This is a genomic window from Micromonospora sp. L31, from assembly GCF_052068075.1.
Classification (GTDB): Bacteria; Actinomycetota; Actinomycetes; order Mycobacteriales; family Micromonosporaceae; genus Micromonospora; species Micromonospora purpureochromogenes.
The window spans coordinates 74,577-93,171 of the sequence record NZ_JBQHDC010000005.1; the positions used below are offsets into that span (position 1 = coordinate 74,577).

20 protein-coding genes are annotated in these 18,595 nt (G+C 74.3%); 8 read left to right on the plus strand and 12 right to left on the minus strand.

Translation table 11 applies throughout. From position 1 onward, the window contains the following. The first annotated feature begins 16 nt into the window (after window positions 1-16). Window positions 17-2,179 carry an elongation factor G-like protein EF-G2 gene (locus ACTMS9_RS15670; RefSeq protein ID WP_441165298.1) on the plus strand — a complete coding sequence of 721 codons (2,163 nt, stop codon included), beginning with the start codon at window positions 17-19 and terminating at the stop codon, window positions 2,177-2,179. Between the two features lie 113 nt (window positions 2,180-2,292). Here ACTMS9_RS15670 and ACTMS9_RS15675 read toward each other — a convergent pair whose 3' ends face one another. Beyond that, window positions 2,293-3,351 carry an aldo/keto reductase gene (locus ACTMS9_RS15675; RefSeq protein ID WP_441148089.1) on the minus strand — a complete coding sequence of 353 codons (1,059 nt, stop codon included), beginning with the start codon at window positions 3,349-3,351 and terminating at the stop codon, window positions 2,293-2,295. A 67-nt stretch (window positions 3,352-3,418) separates the two neighbouring features. Here ACTMS9_RS15675 and ACTMS9_RS15680 point away from each other — a divergent pair, with 67 nt between their 5' ends. Next, window positions 3,419-3,928 carry a hypothetical protein gene (locus ACTMS9_RS15680; protein ID WP_441165299.1) on the plus strand — a complete coding sequence of 170 codons (510 nt, stop codon included), beginning with the start codon at window positions 3,419-3,421 and terminating at the stop codon, window positions 3,926-3,928. Window positions 3,929-4,155: 227 nt separating this feature from the next. On the opposite strand, the gene ACTMS9_RS15685 is transcribed toward ACTMS9_RS15680, so the two are convergent. From ACTMS9_RS15685 to thrS, 3 genes are all read right to left on the minus strand, one after another. Continuing rightward, window positions 4,156-4,788, minus strand: a complete 633-nt coding sequence (locus tag ACTMS9_RS15685) for a CG0192-related protein (RefSeq protein WP_441165300.1) — start codon at window positions 4,786-4,788, stop codon at window positions 4,156-4,158. A 50-nt stretch (window positions 4,789-4,838) separates the two neighbouring features. Continuing rightward, a complete protein-coding gene (locus tag ACTMS9_RS15690; RefSeq protein ID WP_441165301.1) occupies window positions 4,839-5,408 on the minus strand; it encodes an HIT family protein in 570 nt (189 codons plus the stop codon). 166 nt (window positions 5,409-5,574) lie between these two features. Further along, window positions 5,575-7,581 carry a threonine--tRNA ligase gene (thrS, locus tag ACTMS9_RS15695; RefSeq protein WP_441165302.1) on the minus strand — a complete coding sequence of 669 codons (2,007 nt, stop codon included), beginning with the start codon at window positions 7,579-7,581 and terminating at the stop codon, window positions 5,575-5,577. Between the two features lie 210 nt (window positions 7,582-7,791). On the opposite strand from thrS, the gene ACTMS9_RS15700 reads away from it, so the two are divergent. Beyond that, window positions 7,792-8,652 (plus strand): DUF1775 domain-containing protein, encoded by an 861-nt coding sequence (locus ACTMS9_RS15700; RefSeq protein WP_441165303.1) that lies wholly within the window; start codon window positions 7,792-7,794, stop codon window positions 8,650-8,652. A gap of 2 nt (window positions 8,653-8,654) precedes the next feature. Here ACTMS9_RS15700 and ACTMS9_RS15705 read toward each other — a convergent pair whose 3' ends face one another. After that, window positions 8,655-9,572, minus strand: a complete 918-nt coding sequence (locus ACTMS9_RS15705) for an ADP-ribosylglycohydrolase family protein (protein ID WP_441165304.1) — start codon at window positions 9,570-9,572, stop codon at window positions 8,655-8,657. Window positions 9,573-9,645: 73 nt separating this feature from the next. Here ACTMS9_RS15705 and ACTMS9_RS15710 point away from each other — a divergent pair, with 73 nt between their 5' ends. The 3 genes from ACTMS9_RS15710 (at window position 9,646) to ACTMS9_RS15720 (ending at window position 12,246) form a co-directional block, all read left to right on the plus strand. Continuing rightward, a complete protein-coding gene (locus tag ACTMS9_RS15710; RefSeq protein ID WP_441165305.1) occupies window positions 9,646-10,335 on the plus strand; it encodes a response regulator transcription factor in 690 nt (229 codons plus the stop codon). A 29-nt stretch (window positions 10,336-10,364) separates the two neighbouring features. After that, complete coding sequence (locus tag ACTMS9_RS15715) at window positions 10,365-11,768, plus strand: HAMP domain-containing sensor histidine kinase (protein WP_441148083.1); 1,404 nt, start codon at window positions 10,365-10,367, stop codon at window positions 11,766-11,768. A 283-nt stretch (window positions 11,769-12,051) separates the two neighbouring features. Further along, window positions 12,052-12,246 (plus strand): hypothetical protein, encoded by a 195-nt coding sequence (locus ACTMS9_RS15720; RefSeq protein ID WP_441148082.1) that lies wholly within the window; start codon window positions 12,052-12,054, stop codon window positions 12,244-12,246. Between the two features lie 81 nt (window positions 12,247-12,327). Here ACTMS9_RS15720 and ACTMS9_RS15725 read toward each other — a convergent pair whose 3' ends face one another. Both ACTMS9_RS15725 and ACTMS9_RS15730 read right to left on the minus strand, forming a co-directional pair. Continuing rightward, window positions 12,328-13,353, minus strand: coding sequence for an adenosine deaminase (locus tag ACTMS9_RS15725; RefSeq protein ID WP_441148081.1), 1,026 nt, complete (start codon window positions 13,351-13,353; stop codon window positions 12,328-12,330). Further along, window positions 13,350-14,144 (minus strand): trans-aconitate 2-methyltransferase, encoded by a 795-nt coding sequence (locus ACTMS9_RS15730; protein ID WP_441165306.1) that lies wholly within the window; start codon window positions 14,142-14,144, stop codon window positions 13,350-13,352. Before ACTMS9_RS15730 ends, ACTMS9_RS15725 begins: the two co-directional genes overlap by 4 nt. An 85-nt stretch (window positions 14,145-14,229) precedes the next feature. Between ACTMS9_RS15730 and ACTMS9_RS15735 the strand changes: the two genes are divergently transcribed. Together ACTMS9_RS15735 and ACTMS9_RS15740 are read left to right on the plus strand one after the other, a co-directional pair. Next, window positions 14,230-15,213 carry an aldo/keto reductase gene (locus ACTMS9_RS15735; RefSeq protein ID WP_441165307.1) on the plus strand — a complete coding sequence of 328 codons (984 nt, stop codon included), beginning with the start codon at window positions 14,230-14,232 and terminating at the stop codon, window positions 15,211-15,213. Window positions 15,214-15,301: 88 nt separating this feature from the next. After that, window positions 15,302-15,496, plus strand: a complete 195-nt coding sequence (locus ACTMS9_RS15740) for a hypothetical protein (protein WP_441148078.1) — start codon at window positions 15,302-15,304, stop codon at window positions 15,494-15,496. A gap of 149 nt (window positions 15,497-15,645) precedes the next feature. On the opposite strand, the gene ACTMS9_RS15745 is transcribed toward ACTMS9_RS15740, so the two are convergent. From ACTMS9_RS15745 to ACTMS9_RS15765, 5 genes are all read right to left on the minus strand, one after another. Continuing rightward, window positions 15,646-15,849, minus strand: a complete 204-nt coding sequence (locus ACTMS9_RS15745) for a cold-shock protein (RefSeq protein WP_007075740.1) — start codon at window positions 15,847-15,849, stop codon at window positions 15,646-15,648. A 288-nt stretch (window positions 15,850-16,137) separates the two neighbouring features. Continuing rightward, window positions 16,138-16,410 (minus strand): DUF4235 domain-containing protein, encoded by a 273-nt coding sequence (locus tag ACTMS9_RS15750; protein ID WP_179804235.1) that lies wholly within the window; start codon window positions 16,408-16,410, stop codon window positions 16,138-16,140. Next, on the minus strand, window positions 16,407-16,748 hold the full coding sequence (locus ACTMS9_RS15755; protein ID WP_441148077.1) for a DUF3618 domain-containing protein: 342 nt from the start codon (window positions 16,746-16,748) through the stop codon (window positions 16,407-16,409). Before ACTMS9_RS15755 ends, ACTMS9_RS15750 begins: the two co-directional genes overlap by 4 nt. Beyond that, window positions 16,745-17,179: a phage holin family protein gene (locus ACTMS9_RS15760; RefSeq protein ID WP_357616012.1), complete on the minus strand. Its 435-nt coding sequence runs from the start codon at window positions 17,177-17,179 to the stop codon at window positions 16,745-16,747. Before ACTMS9_RS15760 ends, ACTMS9_RS15755 begins: the two co-directional genes overlap by 4 nt. Window positions 17,180-17,363: 184 nt before the next feature. Beyond that, window positions 17,364-18,560: a mechanosensitive ion channel family protein gene (locus ACTMS9_RS15765; protein WP_441165308.1), complete on the minus strand. Its 1,197-nt coding sequence runs from the start codon at window positions 18,558-18,560 to the stop codon at window positions 17,364-17,366. Window positions 18,561-18,595: the final 35 nt, after the last annotated feature.

Sequence of the window (18,595 nt, forward strand, 5' to 3'; positions counted from 1 at the left end):
AGGGAGGTGCGCCGCGATGGCGCAGAAGAACCAGGAGAAGGGTGTCACCGGCGCGGCGCCGGTGGTGACCGAGCCCAGCAGGGTTCGCAACGTGGTGCTCGTCGGGCACTCCGGGGCGGGCAAGACGACCCTGGTCGAGGCGCTGCTCGCGGCCACCGGCACGATCGGCCGGGCCGGCAGCGTCACCGACGGCACCACCGTCTGCGACCACGACCCGGCGGCGGTACGCCAACAGCGCTCGGTGAGCCTGGCCTGCGCGCCGCTCATGCACCAGGGCGTCAAGGTCAACCTGCTGGACACCCCGGGGTACGGCGACTTCGTCGGCGAGCTGCGGGCCGGCCTGCGGGCCGCCGACGCCGCGCTGTTCGTGGTCTCCGCGGCCGACGGGATGGACATGGCCACCGCCGCCCTGTGGGAGGAGTGCGCCGCGGTGGACATGCCGCGGGCCGTCGCGGTCTCCCGGCTGGACCACCCGCGCGCCGACTTCGACGAGGCGGTGGCGCTGTGCCAGCGGGTGTTCGGCGACAACGTGCTCCCGCTCTACCTGCCGATGCTCGGCGACGACGGCGTGTCGGTGGTCGGCCTGATGGGCCTGATCACCCGCCGGGTCTTCGACTACTCCGCCGGGCTGCCCGCCGCTGTGCGCGAGCCGGACCCGGAGCACCTGCCGGCGATCCTGGAGTCCCGCAACGAGCTGATCGAGGGGGTCATCGCCGAGAGCGAGGACGAGACCCTGATGGACCGCTACCTCGGCGGCGAGGAGATCGACACCGAGGTGCTGATCACCGACCTGGAGAAGGCGGTCACTCGGGGCCACTTCTACCCGGTGGTGCCGGTCTGCGCGGAGACCGGCGTCGGCCTGGACGCGCTGCTGGACGGCCTGGTCGCCGCCTTCCCGTCCCCGCTGGAGCACGAGGTGCCCGCGGTCACCGGCGTGGACGGCTCGCCCCGGCCGCCGCTGAGCTGCGACCCGGACGGTCCGCTGGTCGCCGAGGTGGTCAAGACGACCGTCGACCGGCACGTCGGCCGGGTCTCGCTGGTGCGGGTCTTCTCCGGCACGCTCCGCCCCGACCAGGTGGTGCACGTCTCCGGGCACGGCATGGCCGAACGCGGGCACCCCGACCACGACGCCGACGAGCGGGTCGGGCACATCTACACCCCGCTGGGCGCGACGCTGCGCGAGGTGACCACCTGCGTGGCCGGCGACCTCTGCGCGATCACCAAGTCGGGCAGCGCGGAGACCGGCGACACCATCTCCGCCAAGGAGGAGCCGCTGCTCGTCGCCCCCTGGGCGATGCCCGAGCCGCTGCTGCCGGTGGCGATCGTGGCGAAGAGCCGGGCCGACGAGGACGCCCTGGCCCGCAACCTGGGCCGGCTGGTCGCCGGCGACCCGACGCTGCGCCTGGAGCGCAACCCGGAGACCCACCAGCTGGTGCTCTGGTGCATGGGCGAGGCGCACGCCGACGTGGTCCTCGACCGGCTGCGCAGCGGCGGCGTGGAGCTGGAGACCGAGCCGGTACGGGTGGCGCTGCGCGAGACGCTGACCGTCGGTGGCCGGGGCCACGGCCGGCACGTCAAGCAGTCCGGCGGCCACGGCCAGTACGCCGTCTGCGACATCGAGGTGGAGCCGCTGCCGCGCGGCGGAGGCTTCGAGTTCGTCGACCGGGTGGTCGGCGGGGCGGTCCCGCACAACTACATCCCGTCGGTGGAGAAGGGCGTGCGGGCGCAGATGGAACGCGGCCTGGTGGCCGGCTACCCGGTGGTGGACCTGCGGGTCACCCTCGTCGACGGCAAGGCGCACAGCGTCGACTCCTCCGACGCGGCCTTCCAGACCGCCGGCGCGCTGGCGCTGCGCGACGCCGCCGAGAAGGGGCAGCCGGCGCTGCTGGAGCCGGTGGACGAGGTGGTCATCCGGGTGCCCGACGGCTCCGTCGGCGCGGTGATGGGTGACCTGTCCAGCCGGCGCGGCCGGGTGCTCGGCACCGAGCCCGACCCGGACGCCGACGGGCGCACCCTGGTCCGCGCCGAGGTGCCCGCCACCGAACTGCTCCGCTACGCGGTCGAACTCCGCTCGATGACCCATGGCACGGGCACCTTCACCCGCGACTTCGCCCGCTACGAGCCCATGCCCGCCCACCTGGCCGACCAGGCCCGCAAGGAACACACCACCCGCACCTGACCCACTCCCTCCCCCGGGCCCCTGCGCCGCGCACCTTCAGAGAAGGAGTGCCCATTCCCCGCTGGACAGCCACGCTTTCTCTGAAAGCGCGGATCGTGGGGGCGGCGGAGGGGTCAGGGGCGGGCGGTGGGGATGGGGGGCATCGGCCAGTGGGGGCGGTCGGCGTCGCGCAGGGCGGCGGTGCGCAGGGCGGCGAGCTGACGTTCGACCTCGGCGAAGTGGTCCGGGGCGAGCGGGCCGAGGCGCAGCGCGGCGGCGTTCTCCTCGACCTGGGCGACCGTCCGGCAGCCGGGGATCGGCACCGTCCGGGCGCTGCGGGCCCAGATCCAGCCCAGCGCGCCCTGGCTGAGGGTGCGCCCGTCCGCGGTGAGCGCGCCACGTACCGCCGCGACCCGGCGCAGCCACTCCGGCGCCGGGCGCCCGCCGCGGAACCACTCCAGCCAGGTCGGGGCGACGCCGCGTACGTCGTCGCGGGGCAGCGTGGACGCCGCGGTGTACTTGCCGGTGAGCAGCCCCATCCCGAGCGGGCCCCGGTTGACGCTGGCCAGGTCGTGCTTGTCGCAGACGGCCAGCATCACCGGGGTGTCCCGGAGCACGGAGAGGGTGTGCTGCACGGCGGTGGCGTGCGGGGCCGCCTCGGCGAAGGCCGCCGCCCGGTCGGCCCGGTCGGTGCTCCAGCCGTACGCGCGGACGAGTCCCTCGCCGACCAGGTCCTCCAGCGTGCCGAGCAGCGCCTCCACCCGGGGCAGCGGCAGGTCGCCCAGGTGCAGCTGGTAGAGGTCGATCCGGTCGGTGTCCAGCCGGCGCAGTGAGTCGGTGACCGCCCGGCGCAGGTACGCCGGGGACGGGTCCTCACCGGTGGCCTGGCGGGTCTGCTCGTCGAAGGTGTAGCCCCACTTGGTGGCGATCACGGCCTCGTCCCGCCGACCGGCGAGCGCCCGGCCGAGGACCCGCTCGCCGTGCCCGGCCCCGTACGTGTCGGCGGTGTCGAAGAGGGTCACGCCGAGGTCCAGCGCACGCCGTACGGCCCGGACCGACTCCTCGTCGTCGACCCTGCCCCAGCCCAGCGGCCGGGCGCCCTCGGCCCAGGGGCCACCGATCGCCCAGCACCCCATGCCGAGGGCGCTGACCTCGATGCCGCTGCGGCCCAACGTCCGCGTCGTCACTGCCATCGCCGCATCCTGCCACCTCGAACCGACAGACGGGCGGGAACGTCACCTGTCGTGCAGGATCGACCCCATGGGACGGCTGGGCGTGGACGTCGGCGGTGTGATCATCGAGCTGAGCGACGGGAACGAGGACACCTCGTTCTTCGGAGACAACTACCTGCGCACACCCCCGCTGGACGGGGTGTTCGGGGCACTGGCCGCGCTGGTCCCCCGCTTCGACGAGGTGTACGTGGTGTCGAAGTGCGCCGAGCCGACCGAGCAGCGGACCCGGGACTGGCTGGCCCACCACGACTTCCACGCCCGTACCGGGATCGGCCCGGAGCGGCTGCGCTTCTGCCGTACCCGGCCGGAGAAGGGGCCGATCGCCGCGCAGCTCGGGCTGACCCACTTCGTCGACGACCGGCTGGAGGTGCTGGGCTATCTCGACACGGTGCCGCACCGGTACCTGATGCGGCCCCGGGAGGACGAGGTCGCTGCGCACCGGGCCCATCTGGCCGGGGTGCGGCGGGTCGAGAGCTGGCCGGCGCTGGTGGCGCGGATCTCCGCGGACGCCGGGGAGGGCACCGCCGACCGGCGCTGACCCCGCGACACCCCCCATCCGCCGCGCACCCGATGGCGGTACGGCCCGGCGCGCGGCCGGCGGCCGTCAGCGCTGGGGCGGACAGGAGCCAGCCGTCAGCGCCGGAGCGCGGAGACGCGCGGCGGCCGCCGGCGCCCGAACGCGGAGACGCGCGGCGGCCGCCGGCGCCCGAACGCGGAGACGCGCGGCGGCCGCCGGCGCCCGAACGCGGAGACGAGCGGCGGCCGTCAGCGCCGGATCGCGGAGGCGAGCGGCAACGGGGTCGGCTGGCCCTCCCAGCTGCCGGTCAGCACGGCACCGGCCGGCGAGGTGCCGCGGTCGAGCCGGCGGACGACCGCCAGCTCGACGGTGTCGGTGACGATCAGCGTCGGGTCGGCGTCCACCACCCGGCGGGGCGTACCCACCTCGGGCAGCCCGGGGTCGTCGGCCCCGCTGCTGTCGATGGCCATCGTCGGCGCCCGCCGCTCCTGCCCACCGTTGACCTCGACGTACTCCTGGGCCTGGCCGGATCCGGTGAGGATCGCGGCGGCCAGCGCGGCGGCGTAGACCGGGTCGCCGCAGGCGTCGTAGACCCAGCGCCGGCCGAGCACCGAGTGGGCGGTGGTGCCGACCAGCCGGTCGTCGGCGCCGTCCAGCGGCGCGCCCCGGTAGGTGAGCGGGACCTGGTGGACCGGCCCGTCACCGGCCCGGACGAGCAGGGTCTCGATGCCGACCTCTCCGGCCGGGTCGTCGAACCGGTAGCCCGCGACGCGCACCACCTCGACGCCGGCGGGTCCGTCGTACCAGCCGCGGCCGGGCAGCCACTCGGTGAGCAGTTCCAGCTTCGTGGGGCGCAGCGTGGCGCGGTGCAGCAGGGCCATGCACAAGATCGTATGCCCGACCGGCCGCGCGAGCCGGCCCGGCGCGGGGGTCAGGCCGGCCAGGCCTTGGCGAACAGGTCGCGGGTGTCGGCCAGCAACTGCGGCAGGACCTTCGTCCGGCCGATCACCGGCATGAAGTTGGCGTCGCCGCCCCAGCGCGGCACCACGTGCTGGTGCAGGTGGGCGGCGATGCCGGCGCCGGCGACGCCGCCCTGGTTCATGCCGAGGTTGAACCCGTGCGCGTTGCTGACCGTGCGGACCACCCGCATCGCGGTCTGGGTGTACACGCCCAGCTCGATGGTCTCCGCCGGGTCCAGGTCGGTGTAGTCGGCCACGTGCCGGTACGGGCAGACCAGCAGGTGCCCCGGGTTGTACGGGTAGAGGTTGAGCACCGCGAAGACGCGCTCCCCGCGCGCCACGACCAGGCTCTCCCCCTCGGGCAGGCCGGGGGCCAGGCAGAACGGGCAGCCGGTGGGCTTGTCGTAGCCGCCCTCGGGACGGTCCTCGCCGGAGATGTAGGTCAACCGGTGCGGCGTCCAGAGCCGCTCCAGCCCGTCCGCCAGGCCGGTGTCGCCGGTGATGTCCGTGCCGTCGTCAGAGTGCCGCGCCGCCCCAGTCACACGCCGATCCTACGGTCACCCGACAGACCCCACCCGTCCCCACCGCCCCACCCGAACCGGGCCGCGCTCCCCCTCGCGGGCACCTTCCGAGAAAGGGTGGCCATCCGTCGAGGAACAGCCACCCTTTCTCGGAAAGTGCGTGGATCTTGCGGTCGGCCCCGCGGGGTCAGCTCTTGACGGACGGGCCGGAGTTGGAGCGGGAGCTCACCACGTCCAGCACGTGGGTGACCGCCTCGGCCATCGGCACGCCGTTGCGCTGCGAGCCGTCCCGGTAGCGGAAGGAGACCGTGCCGGCGGCCACGTCGTCGTCGCCGGCGATCACCATGAACGGGATCTTCTGCTGCTGGGCGGTACGGATCTTCTTCTGCATCCGGTCGTCACCCGCGTCCACCTGGGCGCGGATCCCCTCGGCGCGCAGCGCCGCGACGAAGCCGTGCAGGTAGTCGGTGTGGTCCTCGCGGATCGGGATGCCGACCACCTGCACCGGGGCCAGCCAGGCCGGGAAGGCACCCGCGTAGTGCTCGGTGAGCACGCCGAAGAAGCGCTCGATCGAGCCGAAGAGGGCCCGGTGGATCATCACCGGCCGCTGCCGGCTGCCGTCCGCCGCCTGGTACTCCAGGCCGAAGCGCTCCGGCTGGTTGAAGTCGACCTGGATGGTGGACATCTGCCAGGTCCGGCCGATGGCGTCCTTGGCCTGCACCGAGATCTTCGGGCCGTAGAAGGCCGCGCCGCCCGGGTCGGGCACCAGGTCCAGCCCGGACGACTCGGCGGCAATGCGCAGCGCCTCGGTCGCCTCCGCCCAGTCCTCGTCCGACCCGATGAACTTGGGCGAGTCGTCGCGGGTGGACAGCTCCAGGTAGAAGTCGTCCAGGCCGTAGTCGCGCAGCAGGTCCAGCACGAACGACAGCAGGGTGGACAGCTCACCGGGCATCTGCTCACGGGTGCAGTAGATGTGCGAGTCGTCCTGGGTCAGGCCGCGTACCCGGGTCAGGCCGTGCACCACGCCGGACTTCTCGTACCGGTAGACCGTGCCGAACTCGAACAGCCGCAGCGGCAGCTCCCGGTAGGACCGCCCGCGCGCCCGGAAGATCAGGTTGTGCATCGGGCAGTTCATCGCCTTGAGGTAGTAGTCCGCGCCCTCCAGCTGCATGGGCGGGAACATCGTCTCGGCGTAGTAGGGCAGGTGCCCGGAGGTCTCGAACAGGTGCGCCTTGGTGATGTGCGGCGTGTTGACGAACTCGTACCCGGCCGCCTCGTGCCGGCGGCGCGAGTAGTTCTCCATCTCCCGGCGGATGATGCCGCCCTTGGGGTGGAAGACCGCCAGACCCGAGCCGACCTCGTCGGGGAAGCTGAACAGGTCGAGGTCCGCGCCGAGCTTGCGGTGGTCGCGCCGGGCGGCCTCCTCCAGCAGCTTGAGGTACGCCTTCAGCTCGTCCCGGGTCGGCCACGCGGTGCCGTACACCCGCTGCAACTGCGGATTCTTCTCCGACCCCCGCCAGTACGCGGCGGCCGAACGCATCAGCTTGAACGCGCCGATCAGCCGGGTGGTGGGCAGGTGCGGCCCCCGGCACAGGTCGGACCAGCAGACCTTGTCCTCGTTCGCGGCGAGGTTGTCGTAGATGGTCAGCTCGCCGCCGCCCACCTCCATCACCTCGGAGGAGTCCAGCCCCTCCCCCTTGACGTCGATCAGCTCCAGCTTGAACGGCTCGGCGGCCAGCTCGGCCTTCGCCTCGTCGAGGCTGTTGAAGCGGCGACGGCGGAACCGCTGGCCGGACTTGACGATCTCCTGCATGCGCTTCTCGAGCTTGCTCAGGTCGTCCGGCTGGAACGGCTTGTCGACGGCGAAGTCGTAGTAGAAGCCGTTCTCGATGGGCGGGCCGATGCCGAGCTTGGCCTCCGGGAAGACGTCCTGCACGGCCTGGGCGAGCACGTGCGCCGTCGAGTGGCGCAGCACGTTGAGCCCGTCCGGCGAGTCGAGGGTGACCGGCTCGACGCTGGTCTCCTCGGACGGCTTCCAGTCCAGGTCACGCAGCACGCCCTGCGGGTCGCGGACCACCACGATCGCCTTCGGCCCGGCCATGGGCAGCCCGGCCGCGGCCACCGCGTCGGCCGCCGTCGTCCCGGCGGCGACGACGACGGGGTCGGCCACGACGGGGGTACGGGGTGCGGACACGGTGACTCCTCAACTGCAGACGGTACGGATGCTGCCGGTTCCGGCTCCTGCGATGCTATCGGTCGCCCGTTTCCGCCCGGTCGTCGGGAAAGGATGGGCCCGCGTGTCCGACCCGCCGCGCAGATCGTGCCGGCGCGGATTGAACCTTTCCGACCCGCGATCCGAACTACCCGGTGTGGCCGGAAACCGGAGCCGGCCGCGTGGAGACGGATGGGGGCACAGATGGCGATCACCCGCAACGGCGGCCGGCGGGCGGGTCTCGTGCTGGCCGCCGCGGTCGCCGGGGCGCTGGCCTGGCCGGGCGCGGCGCTGGCGGCGGACGTGACGACCACGCCGACGCAGGCGACCCAGGGCGACGCGGTGGAGCTGACCTTCGTGGTGCCGGAGGAGCGGCCCGGCGCGCGCACCGAGAAGATCGAGGTCAAGCTGCCCCCGGACGCGCCGATCGGGGAGGTCTACCCGTTGTCGGTGGACGGCTGGGCGCCCCTGATCACCTCCCGCGACCTGGACGCCCCGGTGGCCGGCATCCACGCGCCCTCGGTGACCACGGTGACCGCCGCGGTGGTCTGGACCCGGGCCGCCGGGAAGCCGCAGCCCGGCCCCGCCCGGCTCGCCCTGGCGATGGGCCCGCTGCCGCAGACCGACCGGATGAGCTTCGAACTGGTGCAGACGTACTCCGACGGCACGGTGGTGCGCTGGGCCGACCCGGCCGGTGGCGCCCACCCGGCCCCGACCCTGGCCCTGCTTCCGGCGGCCCCCGGGGCGGCGACCGGACACGGCCACGGCGGCCCGGACGCCGCGCCGGCCGACGGCGGGGACGAGGCGGCGGCCGACCCGGGCGCGGCGGACGGCGGTCCGAGCGCGGACGTGCTGCTCGGCGGCGGTCTGCTGGTCGGCCTCGGCGGTGGCGCCCTGGTCGGCTGGGCGGTGAGCCGGGGACGGCACCGGGCCGAGCCGGCGGACGACGTCGAGGGCGACCAGCCCGACGGCGAGCCGTCGACGGACGAGCAGCCGGAGGGCGAGCGCTCGCTGACCGACCGGGCCAAGGGCGAGCCGGTGGGGTCGCGCTGAGTTCAGCGCGCCCAGTCCGGCAGCGGCTCCCGCGCCGCCAGCCAGCCGCCGGGCACCCCGCCCGGCGTACCGACCCCGGTGTGGGCGGCGACGATCGCGCCGACGATCGCGGCGGTGGTGTCGACGTCCCCGCCCGCCTCGACGCAGGCCCGGATCGCCGCCGGATAGTCGTCGAGGTGGGTGGCGGCGACCCAGAGGGTGAAGGCCACGGTGTCCTGGGCGGTCACCCGGGAGCCGTTGCCGAGCGCCTCGACGGCCTCCGGCAGCCCCCGGCCGAGCAGCCCGACGGCGCGGCGTACCCGGCGGTGCACCTCGGCGGCCGGGTCCAGCGCGGCGGCGACCGCCGCGAGCAGCCGGGCCGGGTCGGGGCGGTCGCCGTCCAGGCGGGCCCGGGCGGCGAGCGCGGCGGCCACGGCCACCGCCACGGCGCCGGCGATCCCCTCCGGATGGGCGTGGGTGATCTCGGCGGAGGCGCGGGCCTGCGCCGCCGCCCGGGTGGTGGAGTCGGCGAACCAGGCGCCCAGCGGCCCGACCCGCATCGCCGCGCCGTTGCCGCAGGAGCCCTGCCCGTCGAACGCCGACGCGGCGGCCACCGGCCACGGCGTGCCGGCCCGGATCAGTTCGAGCAGCTCGACGGCGCCGGCGCCGTAGCGGCGGGCCGGGTCGTAGCGGGCGGCGAACGCGGCGGCGAGGGCGTCCCGGTCGATCGTGCCGGTGTCGGCCAGGCAGCCCACCACCGAACAGGCCATCTCGGTGTCGTCACTCCACGGCCACGGCCCGGCCGGCAGGCCGTCCCGCCAGGGCGCCACGCCCCGCCCCGGCACGAAGAACATCCCGCCCAGGGCGTCGCCGACGGAGAGACCGGTGAGACTGTCCCGGGCCAGGGCCAGCCGGGTGTCGGGAAACAGGGTGAACGTCATCGTCGTGCCAGCTTGCCCGGTGCGCGGGCCCTCCGCAACGCGATCAACTTGCCACGGGCAGTACGGTGCTGACGTGGCCACCGTGCTCCTGGTCGAAGACGACCACGTCGTACGCGGCGCAATGCTGCGTTCACTCAGCGAGCGGGGGCACGCGGTGCACGCGGTCGGCACGGCGCTGGACGCGCTGCGCCGGGTCGCCGCCGAGACCCCCGACCTCGTCGTGCTCGACCTCGGCCTGCCCGACCTGGACGGCTCGGACGCGCTGCGGATGCTGCGCGGCATCACCGACGTACCGATCATCATCGCCACCGCCCGCGACGACGAGCAGTCGGTGGTCCGGCTGCTGCGGGCCGGCGCGGACGACTACATGGTCAAACCGTTCACCGGCGCGCACCTGGACGCCCGGATCACCACCGTGCTGCGCCGGGTCGGCCGGGCCAGCCGATCGGTGCAGCCGGCGGTGCACACGGTGGGCGGCCTGCGGATGGACGTGGGCGAGCGCAGCGCGGTGCTCGACGGGGAACCGCTGGCGCTGACCCGCAAGGAATTCGACCTGCTGGCGTATCTCGCCGCACGACCCGGCCGGGTAGTGTCCCGGCGGGAGCTCTTGGAGGAGGTATGGCGGCAGCCGTCGGTCGGCGAGGACCAGACCATCGACGTTCACCTGTACTGGCTACGACGAAAGATGGGCGAGTCCGCGGCGAAGCCGCGCTACCTGCGCACCGTGCGGGGGGTGGGCTTCCGACTGGTGGCCCCGGACTGAGGCTGGCGCTGGCCTACCTCACGGCCGGCATGTGCGCGCTGGTCGCGCTGGCGTTCCTGATCCCGCTCGGGGTGAGCCTGCGCGACGACGTCCGCGACGAGGCGCTGGCCGACGCGGCCCGGCGCAGCGCGCTGGTCACCGGAGCGTTGGCGGTCAGCACCGAACCGGCGGCCGTGCGGCGGGCCGTGGAGGCGACCGGGGACGACCCGGCGACCCGGCCGGTGGTGCACGGGCTGGGCGGGGACGAGACGAGCGGCCGGGCCGCCGAGGCGGACCTGCAACGGGCCCGCACGCAGAAACGGTCGGTGGTCACCGACGTCTCCGGCGGGGTGCTGCGGCTGGACCCGGTGGTGCTCGACGGCCAGGTCGCCGTGGTGGAGGTGTTCGTCCCCGAGGCCGACCTCGACGAGGGCTCCGGCGGTACCTGGCTGCTGCTGAGCGCCGTCGCCGTGGCCCTGGTCGGCGCCGCGGTGATCGTGGTGGACCGGGTCGCGGCCCGCGCGGTCGACTCCACCCGGGGGCTGGTCAAGGCGGCCCTGGCCGTCGGCGACGGCGACCTGGGCGTACGCGTCGAGCCGAGCGGCCCGCGGGAGCTGGCCGAGGCCGGGTACGCGTTCAACCGGATGGCCGACCGGCTGGTCGCCTCGCGCACCGACGAACGGGAGCTGGTGGCGGACCTGTCGCACCGGCTGCGGACGCCGCTGACGGTGCTGCGGCTGGACGCCGAGGGGCTGGACTCCGACGACACCAGCGTCGGCTCGTTCACCCCGGCCGAGCTGGACCGACGGCGCACGATCCGGCGCATCCGGCAGGCGATCGTCACCCTCGAGGGCGAGATCGACGTGCTGATCAAGACCACCCGCAAGGCGGTGGCCCACGAGGCCGGGCCGGCGGAGTGCGACGTCAGCGAGGTGGTCCGGGACCGGATGGTGTTCTGGGCGGCGCTGGCCGGCGACCAGAACCGGCCGCACCGGGTCAGCGGCGCCCAGCTGCGCATCCCCGCGCCGGTGCCCCGCGCCGAACTGGCCGCCGCGTTGGACGCGGTGATCGGCAATGTGTTCCGCTACACCCCGCAGGGGACGGCGTTCGAGGTCGCGGTCTCCCGCCGGGACGGCTACGTGGCCATCCGGATCGACGACGCCGGCCCCGGCATCGCCAATCCGGACCGGGCGCTGCGCCGGGGCACCAGCGACCAGGGCTCCACCGGGCTGGGGCTGGACATCGCCAAGCGGGTGGCACTGCAGGCCAACGGTTCGGTGAGCATCGACCGGGCCCGGCTGGGCGGGGCCAGCGTGGTGATGTTGCTGGCCGACCCGGAGGCGACGCCCCGGCAGGTCAACCGCTTCGGGCTGGTCGGCCGGATGGCCCGGGAGGCCCGGGAGCAGAAGACCGGCGGGCGGCGGTGGCCCCGGCAGCGTCCCGCCGACGACTGACCACCACGACGGGCAACGCCGTTCCGGCAGCCGAGACGCCCGGCGGCGGGGCGGGAACCCCATTGGTTGTGGGGTGGCGCAAGTCTTCCTTAGATCCGGGTTAACGCGGGCGCCAGGGCGGCCGGACGCTGCCAGGATCAGGGAGAACCCATCAGCTCCACCGGTCTTGTCGCCCCTGACAACTGCCGGCCGGTGGAGCCCGAGCGCGCGGCGGGGGCACGGTCCCCCCACACCCGCTCCCGCCGCGCGCCCCACCTCTCACCGACAGTCGTGAGGTGCCCCGATGAGCCCGTCCGTGACCCGGCTGCTGCGCTGGGCCGCCGTGGTCGGCGCGGGCATCGCCCTCACGCTCGCGCTCTGGCAGGACCCGGTGCTGGCGCACGGCGGCGCCCCGCCCGCCACCCGGACACCGACCGCCGCCGCACCGGCCGCGCCCACTGCCCCGACCGCTCTCGGACTGGCCGCCTCGGCGCCCTGATGCTCCGGCGGGGACCGGCGCTGGCCGGCCGCCGGCGCGGCCCGGCCGACCTGGCCCGGCCGCGCGACGCGCCCCGAAGGCTCAGCGCGTCCCGGTTGCCGACCAGGCGTCGATCTCGGCGCTGATCCGGGCCTTCTCGCCCGGTTCGAGGAACGAGGCGGTCACCCCGTCCCGGGCCAGCGCGGCCACCCCCTCGGGTCCGACGTCGAGCAGCGCGGCGGCCACCGCGTACTCATCGTTGAGGGTGGTGCCGAACATCGGCGGGTCGTCGGAGTTGATGCTGACCAGCACGCCGGCGTCGACCAGCCGCCGCAGCGGGTGCTCCGCCAGCCGCGCCACGGCCCGGGTACGGACGTTGGAGGTCGGGCAGACCTCCAACGCGATCCGGTGCTCGGCCAGGTACGCCAGCAGCTCCGGGTCCTCGGCGGCGGAGATGCCGTGCCCGATCCGCTCGGCGCCCAGATCACGCAGGGCGTCCCAGACCGTCTGCGGGCCGGTGGTCTCACCCGCGTGCGGCACCGAGCGCAGCCCGGCCGCTCGGGCCTGGTCGAAGTACGGCTTGAACTGCGGCCGGGGCACCCCGATCTCGGGGCCGCCGAGGCCGAAGCTGATCAGCCCGTCCGGCCGCTCCTCCAGCGCGATCCGCAGGGTCTCCTCGGCCGCCGGCAGCCCGGCCTCGCCGGGAATGTCGAAGCACCAGCGCAGGGCGATGCCGAAGTCGGCCTCGGCCCGCTTGCGGGCGTCCTCGATCGCCTCGCAGAACGCCGGGGCGGGGATGCCCCGGCGCACGTGCGAGTACGGGGTGATGGTCAGCTCGGCGTACCGGACCTGCTGGCGGGCCAGTTCGCGGGCCACCTCGTGGGTGAGGATCCAGACGTCCTCCGGGTCGCGGATCAGGTCCACGACGCTGAGGTACACCTCGATGAAGTGGGCGAAGTCGCGGAACGCGAAGTAGTCGACCAGCGCGGCCGGGTCCGCCGGGACCGGGCTGCGGCCCTCGTGCCGGGCCGCCAGCTCGGCGACGATGCGGGGCGAGGCGGAGCCGACGTGGTGCACGTGCAGCTCCACCTTGGGCAGTCCGGCGATGAAGGTGGGCAGGTCGGTCACAGATTCTCCTCTGCGCGGGCGCCGGTACGGGCGACGGTGAAGATCCGGCGGAACGGGAAGTACACCTGCCCCTGCCGCACCGGGTACGCCTCGGCCAGGCGTACCCCCAGCTCGGCCCGGAAGTCCGCCCAGCCGGCGGCGTCCAGCGCGGCCCGGACCGGTCGCAGCGCGGTCCCCTCCATCCAGGCCAGCACCGGGTGGTCGGCGGCGGGGTCGGCCGGCAGCAGGTGCACGTAGACAGTCTCCCAGGCGTCGACCGCGCAGCCGGCGGCGGCCAACGACGCGGCGTACCCGACGGCGTCGTCGACCGGGGTCTCGCGCAGCAGCGGCGCCAGCGTGGCGGCCCAGCGGTCCCGGCGGGCGACCTCGCGCAGCGCCCGGTGCGAGGGGGCGTCGAAGTTGCCCGGGACCTGGAACGCCAGCCAGGCGCCGGCGGGCAGCTCGCGGGCCCAGCGGGCGAGCAGCTCCCGGTGCTCCGGCACCCACTGGAGCACGGCGTTGCAGACGACCACGTCGACGTCGGGTGTGGGGCGCCAGTCCCGGACGTCACCGACGGTGAACTCGACCGGGGTAGCCAGGGCGGCGGCCCGCTCGATCATCTCCGGGGACGAGTCGAGACCGCGGATCTCGGCGGCCGGCCAGCGGGCGGCGAGGGTGGCGGTCAGGGTGCCGGGCCCGCAACCGAGGTCGACCACGGCGCGCGGCCGGTCGGCCGGGACGCGGGCGACGAGGTCGTGGAACGGGCGGGACCGTTCGTCGCCGTAGCGCAGGTAGGTCGTCGGATCCCACATCGCCGCCTCCAAACCGTACGTACGTCTTGCAATGACCCTACGGCCCGCACTGCGGTCCGGCAAGGCGATCACTAGGCTTCCTCCGATGGAACAGCGCAGCTTCGACCGGCTCGGCCGGCAGGTGGGTGTGGTCGGCCTCGGCGCCTGGCAGCTCGGCGCGGACTGGGGTCGGGTCACCGAGAGCGACGCCCTGGCCGTGCTCGCCGCCGCCGTGGACGCCGGAGTGACCTTCCTCGACACCGCCGACGTCTACGGCGACGGGCGCAGCGAGCAGCTGATCGGGCGGTTCCTGCGCGAGCGGCCCGGGCACGGCCTTACCGTGGCCACCAAGATGGGCCGCCGGGTGGAGCAGACGCCCGAGGCCTACACCCTGGACAACTTCCGGGCCTGGACCGACCGGTCCCGGGCCAACCTCGGCACGGACACCCTGGACCTGGTCCAGCTGCACTGCCCGCCCACCGCCGTCTTCGCCGACGACCGGGTCTTCGACGCCCTCGACACGCTCGTCGCCGAAAAGCGCGTCGCCGGGTACGGGGTCAGCGTGGAGACCTGCGACCAGGCGCTCACCGCCATCGCCCGGCCCGGCGTCGCCAGCGTGCAGGTCATCCTCAACGCGGTCCGGCTCAAGCCCCTGGAACGGGTGCTGCCGGCCGCCGCCGCGGCCGGGGTGGGCATCATCGCCCGGGTGCCGCTGGCCAGCGGCCTGCTCTCCGGCCGGTACGACGAACACACCACCTTCGCCGCCGACGACCACCGCAGCTACAACCGGCACGGGGAGAGCTTCGACGTCGGCGAGACCTTCTCCGGCGTCGACTACGACCTCGGCCTGGCGGTCGTGCGGCGGCTCGCCCCGCTGGTCGGCCCGGAGCGCACGATGGCCCAGTTTGCGCTGCGCTGGATCATCGACCAGCCGGGCGTCACCGTGGTCATCCCCGGCGCGCGGGACGCCGCGCAGGCGCGGGGCAACGCCGCCGCGGCCCACCTGCCGCCGCTGACCGCCGCCGAGCGGGACACGGTCCGGGCGGTCTACGACGAGCTGGTCCGTGCCCGGGTGCACGACCGGTGGTGAGCCGCCCCGGGGCGGTGCTCGCGTACCGGCCGGACGGGCCGCATGCTGACCGGAGGCCGGGACCACCGGCGCGGGTGAGGAGGAACCGATGAGGGGCTGGCTGACGCTCGCCCTCGGGCTGCTGGCCGTGGTGGCCGGAGCGGTGTGGACGGTGCAGGGCCTCGGGTACGTCGGCGGCAGCGTGATGACCGACCACCGGATCTGGGCGGTGGTCGGCCCGGTGGTGATCCTGATCGGACTCGTGGTGCTCTGGCGGGGCCTGAAGGCCCGCCGCCGCACCTGACCGAACGCGCAGTAGGCGCCCGACGGGCGCGCGGTGGGCCGGCGCCGGGCCCGGATACGCGGAAAGCCCCGCGTCCCTGCAGGACACGGGGCTTCTCGTCGATCCGGGGGGCCGGATCACCCGGGCCGGCGGCTGCCGACCGGCACTACTCAGATGGGGCGGACCTGCTCGGCCTGCGGACCCTTCTGACCCTGGGCGATCTCGAACTCCACCCGCTGGTTCTCCTCCAGCGTGCGGTAGCCGCTGGTCTGGATGGCCGAGAAGTGGACGAACACGTCAGCACCCCCGCCGTCGACGGTGATGAAGCCGAAGCCCTTGTCAGCGTTGAACCACTTCACGGTTCCCTGCGCCATGTGTATCTCCTTCTAAAACTGGCGGCCGAGCACGCCGTGCGGCCGATTGGCCGTTTTCGAGCAGCGGCGCCTGAGGCGGCCCCCACGAAGGAGACTTCTCCCAACCCACGCCATCTCGCAACAGCCGGGCCAGCTTAACCACGTACGCAAAAACTCTGCACTGCCTAGCGGACGAAATTCTCCGACATGTGACCTGACGGATGCCGAAGATCGCTGGGCGGGTGCCGGCGGCCGTGCGAAAGGCCCCCCACCCGTCGATGCGGTGGGGGGCCTTCGACCCGCTCGGATTCAGTCCGGCCAGCGGCCGGTCAGCCGTCGTACGCCGACCGCGCCGCCGCGGTCCACCGCCGCCCGGACCACCGCGAAGATGGCGCCCTGCAACGCCGCCGCGGCCAGGATCTCGCCCCAGCCGCGGTCCTCGTCGGTCGCGCTGGGGGCCTCGCCGTCGCCGGCCGTCATCGTCCAGACCTGCCGGAAGATCGCCCCGGCGACCGTACCGGCGGCCAGCCCGAGCAACACCCCGACGGGCTTGTACGCGGTCCTGCCGATGCCCCTGCTCATCTGCGCCTCCCCCGGACGATCAGCAGCACGACCACCGCCGCCACGGCACCGGCCGCCACCGTCGCCCACGGCATCGGATTACGCCGGACCACCGCACCCTTCTCCGACGCCTGTGTCCGCGCCACGTCCGCCTTCTGCGCCGCCTGCCCGCGCACCCGGGCGACGGTCTGCGCGGCCTGCTCGCGCATCCGCTCCTTCGCCTGGCCGGCGGACTCCCGCAGCCGGGCCTTCACGTCGGCCCTGGCGGCCAACAACTCCATCGTCTCGCCCAGCTCCACCCGGGTACGCCTGATCTCCTCGCGGAGCGCCTCGGCGTCGCCGGTCCCGTTGCCCGTCATGCCCGTCCCCTGTCCTTCACCGCGGCGGTGACGACGTCCACGTCCGCCCGGAGGCTCTGCACCGTCGACGCCGGCACCGGGGGGACCGCCTGGCTGACCTGCTTCTTGCCCACCAGGGCGAGCACCCCGGCGACCAGGAAGAGCAACACCGCCACGATCAGGGCGGCCAGCCACGCCGGCATGACCAGGTCCAGCAGCAGCACCGCGGTGACGACCAGCGCGCCCAGCCCGTAGAAGGCCAGCGCCCCACCCCCGCCGAAGAGACCGATTCCGATCCCGGCGTGCTTGCCCTTCCGGGTCAACTCCGCCCGGGCCAGCGCCAACTCGTCCCGTACGAGGCGGGAGACCTGCTCGGTGGCCCGCTGCACCAGTTCGGCGGTGGACGGCTCGCTCCCGGTCCGGGACGTCTGTTGGTTCGCGACGTCAGCCATGCTGTCCTCCTTTCATCATCACCGCGCTGTATGCCCGGAGTCGCCGCCCGTCAATCCTGCGCGCAGTGACCAACCACATCTGACCGCAGGTGGACCCGCACCGTCCGGCGAAACGCGGAAGCCGGTACGACGAAGCACCCGCCGACGGCGCGCGGGCCGGTCGGCGGGTGCGGTGGAGGGTGGTTCAGCGGCGGTAGTCGGCGTGCTCCTCGGGGCCGACGAAGGCCTCGCTGCGGGCGTCGCCGTCGTGGCTGCCGCCGAAGACGCGGGCGTCGTCGGGCACCTCCGGCTCCTGGAGCCGGCGCACCGGCCGGCGGGGCTGGGCCCACTGCCAGGGCAGGGCGCCGGCGGCGTCGCCGATCTCGGTGCGGGTCCGGGGCAGGGCCGTGGGGCGGTGGTCCCGGATCCAGCCGACCAGGTGCTCGCGGACCAGGCAGCGCAGGTCCCAGAGGCTGCCCGCGTCGGCGGCGCTGACCAGCGCCCGGACGGTGATCGTGCCGCCGGTCGCGTCGGTCACCTGGAGCACGCAGACCCGGCCGTCCCACAGCTCGGTGCTCTCCACCAGGCGGCGCAGTTCCTCCCGCATCGCCTGCACCGGGACCGCCCAGTCCACCTCGAACTCGGCGGTGCCGAGGACGGCGGCCTCGGTGCGGGTCCAGTTCTGGAACGGCTTGCTGGTGAAGTACGAGGTGGGCAGGATCAGCCGGCGGTCGTCCCAGATCTGCACCACCACGTAGCTCAGGGTCAGCTCCTCGATCCGGCCCCACTCCCCCTCGACCACGACCACGTCGTCGAGGCGTACCGCGTCGCTGAAGGCGAGCTGGAGGCCGGCGATGACGTTGCCGAGCAGGCTCTGGGCGGCCAGCGCGGCGACCACACCCACCACACCGGCGGAGGTCAGCACGCCGGCGCCGATGCCGCGTACGGCGGGGAAGGTCATCAGCATCACGCCGACCGTCAGCACCACGATCACCGCGATGGTCAGCCGGCGCAGCAGCACCACCTGGGTGCGGACCCGGCGGGCGTGCCGGTTGTTCGGCACGTCCACCCGGAACCGGGCCAGGGCGGTGTCCTCGATCGCGACCAGCAGCGCGGCGACCAGCCAGGCCACGGCGGCGACCACGGCCAGCACCAGTGCGTGCAGCACCACCTGCCGCCAGGGCGTGCCGACGGCGTACCCGGTGGTGAACCGGACCGCGAACTGGACGGCGAGGACGGTGCCGGCCACCTGGAACGGGCGGTGCGCGTGCTCGGTGAGCTCGGTCATCAGCAGCGAGCCCCGGCCGAACCGCCGGATCACCCGGTGCACCACCTCGACCAGCAACAGGGCGATCGCCGCCGCGGCAGCCGCGGCGGCGATCGTCTCCAGGTACTCCTGCACGCTCTCTCCCTCCGGCCGGGCTTCGGGCAAAGGCC